This window comes from Pseudonocardia sp. (assembly GCF_025465255.1).
Classification (GTDB): domain Bacteria; phylum Actinomycetota; class Actinomycetes; order Mycobacteriales; family Pseudonocardiaceae; genus Pseudonocardia.
Map to the genome: position 1 here is coordinate 1 of NZ_JAODNI010000008.1, position 8,815 is coordinate 8,815.

At 72.2% G+C, this 8,815-nt stretch carries 12 protein-coding genes and 1 pseudogene; 8 read left to right on the forward strand and 5 right to left on the reverse strand.

Annotated features, from left to right (window positions below; genetic code table 11):
• The first annotated feature begins 471 nt into the window (after positions 1-471).
• The gene (locus tag JWP64_RS00850) at positions 472-1,500 is read left to right on the forward strand and encodes a DNA topoisomerase IB (RefSeq protein ID WP_297491005.1); all 1,029 of its coding nucleotides are present in this window, start codon (positions 472-474) and stop codon (positions 1,498-1,500) included.
• 119 nt (positions 1,501-1,619) lie between these two features.
• Here JWP64_RS00850 and JWP64_RS00855 read toward each other — a convergent pair whose 3' ends face one another.
• The 4 genes and pseudogenes from JWP64_RS00855 to JWP64_RS00870 form a co-directional block, all read right to left on the reverse strand.
• Positions 1,620-2,699 (reverse strand): alkene reductase, encoded by a 1,080-nt coding sequence (locus tag JWP64_RS00855; protein ID WP_297491008.1) that lies wholly within the window; start codon positions 2,697-2,699, stop codon positions 1,620-1,622.
• Between the two features lie 197 nt (positions 2,700-2,896).
• Entirely contained in the window at positions 2,897-3,076 is a 180-nt protein-coding gene (locus JWP64_RS00860; protein ID WP_297491010.1) for a hypothetical protein, read from the reverse strand.
• Between the two features lie 18 nt (positions 3,077-3,094).
• A pseudogene (locus JWP64_RS31305) lies at positions 3,095-3,289 on the reverse strand (hypothetical protein); the annotation flags it as partial.
• A 203-nt stretch (positions 3,290-3,492) separates the two neighbouring features.
• Positions 3,493-3,921: a hypothetical protein gene (locus JWP64_RS00870; protein ID WP_297491015.1), complete on the reverse strand. Its 429-nt coding sequence runs from the start codon at positions 3,919-3,921 to the stop codon at positions 3,493-3,495.
• Between the two features lie 240 nt (positions 3,922-4,161).
• On the opposite strand from JWP64_RS00870, the gene JWP64_RS00875 reads away from it, so the two are divergent.
• A complete protein-coding gene (locus JWP64_RS00875; RefSeq protein ID WP_297491018.1) occupies positions 4,162-4,701 on the forward strand; it encodes a hypothetical protein in 540 nt (179 codons plus the stop codon).
• Between the two features lie 100 nt (positions 4,702-4,801).
• Here JWP64_RS00875 and JWP64_RS00880 read toward each other — a convergent pair whose 3' ends face one another.
• Positions 4,802-5,203 carry a MarR family transcriptional regulator gene (locus tag JWP64_RS00880; RefSeq protein ID WP_297491021.1) on the reverse strand — a complete coding sequence of 134 codons (402 nt, stop codon included), beginning with the start codon at positions 5,201-5,203 and terminating at the stop codon, positions 4,802-4,804.
• A gap of 85 nt (positions 5,204-5,288) precedes the next feature.
• Between JWP64_RS00880 and JWP64_RS00885 the strand changes: the two genes are divergently transcribed.
• The 6 genes from JWP64_RS00885 to JWP64_RS00910 all read left to right on the forward strand — a co-directional run.
• Positions 5,289-5,894 carry a non-oxidative hydroxyarylic acid decarboxylases subunit B gene (locus JWP64_RS00885; protein WP_297491024.1) on the forward strand — a complete coding sequence of 202 codons (606 nt, stop codon included), beginning with the start codon at positions 5,289-5,291 and terminating at the stop codon, positions 5,892-5,894.
• Positions 5,895-5,907: 13 nt separating this feature from the next.
• Positions 5,908-7,332, forward strand: a complete 1,425-nt coding sequence (locus tag JWP64_RS00890) for a non-oxidative hydroxyarylic acid decarboxylases subunit C (RefSeq protein ID WP_297491027.1) — start codon at positions 5,908-5,910, stop codon at positions 7,330-7,332.
• Entirely contained in the window at positions 7,329-7,589 is a 261-nt protein-coding gene (locus JWP64_RS00895) for a non-oxidative hydroxyarylic acid decarboxylases subunit D (protein ID WP_297491030.1), read from the forward strand. The genes JWP64_RS00890 and JWP64_RS00895 overlap by 4 nt, the downstream gene beginning before the upstream one ends.
• Positions 7,586-7,912, forward strand: coding sequence for a hypothetical protein (locus JWP64_RS00900; protein ID WP_297491033.1), 327 nt, complete (start codon positions 7,586-7,588; stop codon positions 7,910-7,912). The genes JWP64_RS00895 and JWP64_RS00900 overlap by 4 nt, the downstream gene beginning before the upstream one ends.
• A gap of 129 nt (positions 7,913-8,041) precedes the next feature.
• Positions 8,042-8,236 carry a hypothetical protein gene (locus JWP64_RS00905; RefSeq protein ID WP_297491035.1) on the forward strand — a complete coding sequence of 65 codons (195 nt, stop codon included), beginning with the start codon at positions 8,042-8,044 and terminating at the stop codon, positions 8,234-8,236.
• 55 nt (positions 8,237-8,291) lie between these two features.
• Positions 8,292-8,815: hypothetical protein (locus tag JWP64_RS00910; protein WP_297491038.1), on the forward strand; the 524-nt coding region annotated here is incomplete at its 3' end.

The following is an 8,815-nucleotide window of genomic DNA, read 5'->3' on the forward strand; positions in this document are numbered from 1 at the left end:
CGGTGCAGGCAGCATCCCCGCGGCTCAGCCGACGTTCTTCCAGAGCTTCCCGGAAGAGCTGCAGATGGTGCTCGGCAGCGGGATCGTCGTCACCGCCGTCGTCGCGATAACGCTCAACGTCCTCTTCGACCATGTGGGATCGAGACCGCCGAAGAAGACGGCCGAACGCCAGGACTGACCGCGGGGCGGAGCCGGCGCCGACAGGCGCCGATCACCCGCCCGCGACGGGTGCACGCCCCTGCGGCGGCCGCCGGCGCGGGCCTTCGACGATCGCGAAGGCGATCGTGGTCCTGCCCCGCGGCGGCGAGGTGTTGCGCCGCGTCGGCCGGGTACTCGGACGGCGCCTCACGCCGCGTGGCTGTCGGTAGCGCGCCGTGCGGGTGCTCGTTCGCTCCCCGGTCGCCCCGGCACCGGGTGCGAAGCCATGGCCGCGGGGGACCCTGGCGCGGCCGTCGATCGGAGGCGACTGCGGTGACGGAATCCCCGGCCGTGGCGGAGGCCGCGGGGCTGGAGTACGTCAACGACGCGGTGCCGGGCATCACGCGCGAGCGCGGAGCGGACGGGTGGGTGTACCGCCGGCCCGACGGCACGGCGTTCATCGAGCCCGAGGACCGGGCGTGGATCGACGCGATCGGAATCCCCCCGGCGTGGAGAGGGGTGTGGATCAGCCCCACGCCGCGAGGCCACATCCTCGCCACCGGCCGCGACTCCCGCGGGCGCAAGCAGTACCGCTACCACCCGCGCTGGCGCGAGGTGCGTGATGCCACGAAGTACCACCGGATGGTCGAGTTCGGCGAGGCGCTCCCCGGCGTGCGCCGGCGGATCGACGCCGATCTCGAGCTGCGCGGCCTGCCGCGGGACAAGGTGCTCGGCGCGGTCGTCCGGCTGATGGACGAGACCCTGGTCCGGATCGGCAACGAGCAGTACGCGCGGGAGAACCAGTCGTTCGGGCTGACCACGCTGCGCCATGAGCACGTCACGATCGAGGACCCGGCGACGGTGCGGTTCGAGTTCCGCGCGAAGTCGGGCAAGGAGCAGCGGGTCCGGCTGAGCGACGCGCGGCTGGCGTCGGTCGTGCACGCCTGCCACGAGCTGCCCGGTCAGGAGCTGTTCTCCTACGTCGACGACGACGGCCGGATCGTCGACGTCGGGTCCGCCGAGGTGAACGCCTATCTCCGGGCGATCACCGAGGCGGTGTTCACGGCCAAGGACTTCCGAACGTGGGGTGGATCCGTGACCGCCGCGGAGGTGCTCGTCGGGCTCGGCCCACCGCGGTCCGCGACCGACGCCAAGCGCAAGATCATCGCCGCGCTCGACGCGGCTGCGGGCCGGCTCAACAACACCCGCGCGGTGTGCCGCAAGAGCTACGTGAATCCCCGCGTGCCCGAGTCGTACGTCGACGGCTCGCTCGCCGACGCCTTCGAGCGTGCCCGGGAGCGCGACCGGCTGCGACACGCGGAGTCCGCGGTGCTCCTGGCGATGGCCGAAGCACGGCGATGATCGGCCTCCCGCGGCGCGACTGCCGGGTGCGGAGGCGTTCGAGGTGATCGGGCTCTGAACCGGCCCGGACGCGGGACGGCCGCGCCACCCGGAGGTGACGCGGTCGCCGCTGCGCACTGTCAGTGCAGGACCGGGTAGTCCGTGTAGCCCTCGGCGCCGCCGCCGTAGAAGGACCCCTCGTCCGGGGCGTTGAGCTCGGCGTCGTCGGTCCACCGCTGGACGAGGTCCGGGTTCGCGATGAACTTCCGGCCGACCGTGACGGCGTCGACCGCACCGGAGCCGATCAGGTCCTCGAGCTGGTCCCGGTCGGACTCGGTGCCGAAGCCGGTGTTGAGCACGAGGGTCCGCGTCCACACCGAGCGCAGCTTCGCGACGATCGGGTCGTCGGCCTCGGCGAGGACGTGGAGATAGGCGAGGCCGAGCTCGTCGAGCCGGGTCACCAGCGTCTCGTAGACGCTGACGTCGTCCTCGGTGACGTCGTTGAACGGGTGCGCCGGCGAGATGCGGACGCCGACCCGGTCGGCGCCGATCGCGTCGGCGGCGGCCTTCGCGACCTCGACGACGAACCGCGCACGGTTCTCGGGCGAGCCGCCGTAGTTGTCGGTGCGGCCGTTGACCCCGTCGGCCAGGAACTGGTGGAGCAGGTAGCCGTTGGCGGCGTGCAGCTCGATGCCGTCGATCCCGGCGGCGACGGCGCGGCGGGCGGCGTCGGCGTACTGCTGCGCGACACCGGGCAGCTCGTCGGTGGCCAGCTCACGCGGGGTCGGGAAGGCCTGCTGGCCGTTCACGGTGAACACCTCGCCGGCGGCCTGGACCGCGGACGGCGCGACGGGGGTCTGCCCACCGAGGGTGTCCGGGTGCGAGATGCGGCCAGCGTGCATGAGCTGGGTGACGATCGTGCCGCCCTCGGCGTGCACGGCGTCGGCGACGCGCTTCCACCCCTCCTGCTGGGCATCGGTGTGCACACCCGGGGTGTTCGGGTAGCCCTGGCCGAGCGCGGAGGGCTGGCTGCCCTCGCTGACGATGAGGCCGGCGCCGGCGCGCTGCGCGTAGTACTCCACCTGCAGGGCGTTCGGGGTGCCGTCGTCGTCGGCGCGGTTACGCGTGAGCGGCGCCATCCAGATGCGGTTGGGCAGCTGCCAGGCGCCGACGGTGATCGGCTGGAGCAGCGGGCTGTCGGCGGAGAGCGGACGGGTCACGACGGGTCGAACCTCCTGCGATCGCGTGCTGTACGTGACCCTTCAACCGCTGAGTTGCCCGGGTCCTTCCGCTCCATCCCACGGAAAGGATCACGTTTGCCGGCGGGGCACGGGGGCAGGGCAGTGAGGCCGGTTCGCGCACGTCCTGGAGAACCCCCGGTCGTCTCGTCGATCTGGGGCTCCGGCGGCATCCGTGCTCAGCTGGGGAAACGACCTGCCCGACCGCCCTGCGACGCGGACGCGGGCCGGGTGCGCAGCAGCGCGGGGTCCATCGGCGGGAACCGGGCCGGGTCGAAGGGCGCCGGCTCCGTGCTCCGGGCCTCCCCGTCGACGACGAGCTCGGCGACCGCCTCCCCGGTCGCCGGAGCGTTGAGCATGCCCCAGACACCGTGCGCGCCGTCGAGATGGGCGCCCTCGACGCCCGGCAGCGCGCCGATGACCGGCAGGCCGTCAGATGTGGCCCGCCGGATGCAGGCCGGCCGGGCGACGACGCGCTCGGCCGTGAGCAGGGGCGAGATCCGTTCGCCTGCGGCCTGGAGCCGTTCGTGCGCTCCCGGGTCGGGGCCGACCCGGGACGGGTCCAGCGGCAGTGGGCCGGGACCTGAGCCTGCAGTGAACGGGTTCGTGCGGCGCGACGACGACCGGCCCGAAGTTCATCCGGCTCCCACGTCGTGTGGACCGTCCATGGCGCTCCCTCCAGCCCGGCCGTCGTGGCGACCGGGGAGGGGTGCCCCAGACGAGCGCGGAGACCTGCTCCACCCGACCCGCTGCACGGGCGGGCCGCGCGGCCGAGTCAGCTGCGATCGCGGCCGAACAGGCGCCGGAGGAGGCCGGGCTTGCGCGACTCGCCGCCGCTCTTGTCCGAAGCGTCCTCGCCCGTGCTCTCGCCGCCCGGGTAGGTCTGCCCGTAGTGCTCGTACAGCCGGCGCTCCTCCTCGCCCGAGAGATCACCGCCACCCTGTGCACCGGGCGCGGCGCGGACCGTGTCGCCGCTGACGGAGACCTGCATGCCCTTGTCGTCCTGGGCGCGGCGGGCATCCCGCAGGGGGACGTACGACCGCGTCGCGTCGTCCGCGTCGTCCGCTTCGTTGACGACGACGACCCAGGCGGGCGGTGCGTCGTCAGCCTCGATGAAGAACTCCTCGATGGTGCCGAGGAGGTTGCCGTCCTCGTCATAGAGGGGCGCACCCCGGTAGGTGACCCACTCGATGGCCTCTGTCATGCGGCCCTCCCGGTAGTCGTCCCGCCGGCCTCGCGCTCGGCGGCCACCCGGCGGAGCGGTACCAGCAGCCCTGGGCCTGCCGGCACAACGCCGCCGCCGCGATGGCGCCGACCGGACCGGACGGGCGGTGTGCCGCCAGGTGATCCTCTCCGCCGTCCCGAGGACGATCGCAGCCACCGGGGGCCGCGGCGTCCTCCCGACGGGCCGAAAAGGCGGCGCCCCGTTCGGCCTGCGATGCCGGTGGCGGTGCAGTGGGTCGCGCTCGACCAGCGCGGCGTCGACGCCCTCGCGTTCAGCCTGCGCTTCTTCTCCCGCTCCATGGCCGCGCATCAGCGCGCCAGGCCCTTCGAGGCATGTTGGTCATGGGGGCCGGGTACTGCGATCCGGCCAGACCCAGGAGAGACGAGGCCAGCGGTGAGCGAGACCCAGGATCGGCGACCCGAAGTCCTGCAGGAGGTGCTGCGCCTCGGCGCCGGGTTCCGGGACGAGGATCGGCCCTGGATGCTGAAGGCGCTGTCGGCCCTCGGGTCGCACCTTGCCCGCTGGAACCCCGACCAGGTGTCGGTGAAGGTCGCGGTGAAGGACCGAGGCGGCAAGGAGCAGCACGTCACTCTGCGGGTGGACCTCCCCGGGTTCCCACCGCTGGTGGCGCGCGCCGCCGACATGCACCTGGAAAGAGCGCTGGCCGAGGCCAAGCGCGAGGTGATCCGGCAGATCGAGGACGAGACGTCGGCGCGGGAACCCAAGAGCAATCGACACCTCAGGAGGAAGACGACCTGACGTCACCGGTGGGAGATCGGCTCGACGAGTCCCGTTGCCGGCAGGCCGGTGACAGGACTCGTCGCACGTGGTGCACGACCACGACCAGGGCTCGAAACCGCTACGACCGGATGCGCCTCAGCAGATCCAGCAGCGTCGCCCGCTCCTCGACCGACAGCTCGCTCAGCATCGAGTCGCGGATCCGGTCCGCGACCGGCTCGGCCCGGGCCACCACGTTCCGCCCCTCGTCCGTCAGCGAGACGAAACGGCGCCGGGAGTCGCCTGGGTCCACGCTGCGGGTGAGCAGGCCGCGGGCCTCGAGCCGGCCCAGCATCTCCGCGAGAGTGGCCTTCGAGCTCGCGGCCGCGACGGTGAGGGCGCCCTGCTCGATGCCGGGAGACGCCGCGATGGCGGAGAGCACCGCGAACTGTGGCTTCGTGAGCCCGGGCAAGGCCGCGCTCCAGCGCGCGGTGTGTTCCTGGAACACCACCCGCATCACGTGGAAGAGCTGATCGTCGAACACCGTGCTCCACCTCCGCTGTCGTTCGTACACGAACAAGTGTACAGTCAGCAAAGATTGTTCGTATACGAACGAGAGGGCGGCGACCGTGCGACTGATCGTGGGCATGTCCGGCGCCACCGGCGCACCTCTGGGCGTCGCCGTGCTGCGCGCACTGAGGGGCATCCCCGAGGTCGAGACGCATCTGGTGATGTCCAGGTGGGCGCGCACGACCCTCAAGCTCGAGACCGACCTCGGCGTCCATGACGTCGAGGCGCTCGCGGACGTCGTGCACGGTCCCGGGGACCAGGCGGCGACCATCAGCTCCGGATCGTTCCGCACCGACGGCATGATCATCGTCCCCTGCAGCATGAAGACGCTCGCCGGCATCCGCTCCGGGTTCGCCGACGGCCTGCTGGGCCGCGCGGCGGACGTCGTGCTCAAGGAGCACCGCCGTCTGGTCCTGGTGCCGCGCGAGACGCCGTTGAGCGAGATCCATCTCGACAACATGCTCGCCCTCGCCCGGATGGGAGTGCGCATCGTGCCGCCCATGCCGGCCTTCTACAACCACCCGCACACGATCGACGACGTCGTCGACCACATCGTCGCCCGGGTGCTCGACCAGTTCGACCTCCCCTACACCGGCGCCAAGCCCTGGGCAGGCCTCGCGGCCGCCCGCAACGGCGCCTCCGCACCGACCTCGACAGACCACTGAAAGGAGGAGTCTCGTGCCGTTCGACGATCTGCGTTCGTTCCTCGACGCCCTCGACAGCCACGGGCAACTGCTGCGCATCACCGAGGAGGTACAGGCCGAACCCGACCTGGCCGCCGCCGCGAACGCAGCAGGACGCATCGGCGAGAACGCTCCGGGCCTCTACTTCGACAACGTGGCGGGATTCACCGACGCGCGCGTCGCGCTCAACACCCTGGGCTCGTGGGCGAACCACGCCATCGCGATGGGCATGGACCCGCTCACCTCGACGAAGGACCAGGTCGCGGAGTTCATCCGGCGCTGGGACGACTTTCCCGTCGCTCCCGAACGCCGCGAGGACGCGCCGTGGCGCGAGAACTCCGTCGAGGGCGACGACATCAACCTCTTCGACCTCCTGCCGCTGTTCCGGCTGAACGACGGCGACGCCGGCTTCTACCTCGACAAGGCCGCCGTGGTCTCCCGCGATCCCGACGAGCCCGAGGACTTCGACAAGCAGAACGTCGGCATCTACCGGATGCAGGTCAAGGGCAAGCGCCGGTTGGGCATCCAGCCAGTGCCCGTGCACGACGTGGCCCTGCACCTGCGCATGGCCGAGGAGCAGGGCGAGGACCTGCCGATCGCGATCACGCTCGGCAACGATCCGATCATCACGCTCATGGCGTCGACCCCGCTGCGGTACGACCAGTCCGAGTACGAGATGGCGGGAGCGATCCGGCAGTCGCCCTACCCCGTCGCGACCGCACCGCTCACCGGCTTCGACGTCCCGTGGGGTTCCGAGGTCGTCCTCGAGGGTGTGATCGAGGGACGCAAGCGCGAGCTGGAAGGCCCGTTCGGCGAGTTCACCGGCCACTACTCCGGGGGCCACAGCATGCCGGTCGTCCGGATCGACAAGGTGTCGTACCGGACCGCACCCGTGTACGAGTCGCTCTACCTCGGTATGCCGTGGACCGAGGTCGACTACCTCATCGGGCCGGCGACCTGCGTGCCGATGTACAAGCAGCTGAAGGCCGACTTCCCGGAGGTGCAGGCGGTGAACGCCATGTACACCCACGGTCTGCTCGCCATCATCTCGACGAAGAAGCGGTACGGCGGGTTCGCCAAGGCGGTGGGGGTGCGGGCCATGACCACGCCGCACGGGCTCGGCTACGTGAAGATGGTGATCATGGTGGACGAGGACGTCGATCCCTTCAACCTCCCGCAGGTCATGTGGGCGCTGTCCTCGAAGTTCAACGCCGCCGGCGACCTCGTGCAGCTCCCCAACATGTCCGTGGTCGCCCTCGATCCGAGCTCGTCGCCCGCAGGCGTGAGCGACAAGGTCGTCATCGACGCGACCACCCCCGTGATCCCCGACGACCGCGGCCACTTCAGCCAGCCCGTGCGGGACCTGCCCGAGACGCCCCACTGGGTGGCCAAGCTGACCCGGATGCTGGCGGCACGGTGAACGCCGTGCCCGAGGAAACGGAGAAGATCATGAGTTGCCCCCGCTGCGAGCACACCGGCATCGAGCAGGTGGCCGCCAGCCCCGTCGAGGGCGTGTGGACGGTGCACCAGTGCGAGCGTTGCCTGTACACATGGCGCTCGACGGAGCCGGCCCGGCGGACGAGCCCCGAGCATTACCCGCCGGAGTTCCGTATGACCCGGGCCGACATCGATGCCGCGCCGCCGGTGCCCGCCGTGCCGCCGCTCGTGCGCCGATGAGCGCCGAACGATCGACGGGGCCGGACACCACGATGTGGGAGGTCCGTTGCGTCGAGGGCGCGGTCGATGCCCTGGTCGACTGGCTCCGTACCGCGCTCGGCCAGGAGTGCGGCGCCCTGGCCGCCGCGACGGTCTACACCGCGGCCGACGACCGCGTCGTCGTGATCGCGCGCGGCGTGGAGGGGGCGCCACGACTACCGGAGGCACCCGTGCATCTCGTGCGCCGGCCGGCTCATCAGTGGCAGTTCGAGCAGGTCGCCGACCTGCAGGCTCCGGGTCGGACGCCCTGCAGTGGTGGACGAACGGAGGTCGGCGACGGGTGACGGACGCTCCGGCGGAGGACCGCCGACGTCCCATCCGAACGGGATCAGCGCAGAGCATCAGCGAGATGGGGCCGTCGAAGCCCTCCCGGCGGAGCGTCTCGGCCACCGTCGGTCCTCGTCGATGGTGATGTGCATGAGTCCTCCCGGACTCGGTTCGGTGCCGGGGGCCCGGGCCAGAACATCGCGCGCACCGAGCTGCGCACGATCCTGCCCGAGCTGCTGCGGCGCTTCCCGGACATGCGCCTCGCCGTCGAGCCCGAGCAGGTCCCGATGGACGTGCACGGCACGAACTACGGCGTGCGCAAGCTGCTCGTCACCTGGTAGCCGGGCCGGTCGGGCGTCCGGCCCGGCGTGCGGACGCGCGCCGGGTCAGGGCGCCGTGCCGGTGGTCGGCGTGGTCGCCGCCGGCGGGACCGGGGACGACGGGTACGTCTCGGTGGTGGCCGGGGCGGGCGAGGACGTGGTCGGCGCGGTCGACTCGGTCGTCGGTGCGGGGGTCGTCGTCGGCGGTGCCGGGGTCGTCGTCGGTGCCGGGGTCGTCGTCGGTGCCGGGGTCGTCGTCGGTGCCGGGGTCGTCGTCGGTGCCGGGGCCGTCGTCGGTGCCGGGGCCGTCGTCGGTGCCGGGGCCGTCGTCGGCGGTGCCGGGGTCGTCGGCCGTGCCGCCGTCGGTCGCCGAGGCGTGACGGCGGCGGGCGGCGCCGCCGTCGCCGGCCGCCCCTCGACAGCGGCGGGGGCAGCCCCCGGAACGGCCGCGGGAACGGGCGGAGCCGGGACTGCGGGGACCGGGACGAGACGCGTCGCCGGGGCGGTCGGCCCGACGGCGATCGTCAGCGCCGGGCGACGCGCCGGGCCCGCGGTCCGCGCCACGGCGGCCGGCCCCGTCGACGAGGCGTTCGGAGGCGG

What these genes read in the sequence shown, in the direction of transcription:
- JWP64_RS00860 (WP_297491010.1), bottom strand. Translation starts at nt 3,076, where the DNA reads ATGCTCAACGCTCCGGCGACCGGGGAGGCGGTCGCCGAGCTCGTCGTC.
- JWP64_RS00870 (WP_297491015.1), bottom strand. Translation starts at nt 3,921, where the DNA reads ATGACAGAGGCCATCGAGTGGGTCACCTACCGGGGTGCGCCCCTCTAT.
- JWP64_RS00900 (WP_297491033.1), top strand. Translation starts at nt 7,586, where the DNA reads ATGAGCGCCGAACGATCGACGGGGCCGGACACCACGATGTGGGAGGTC.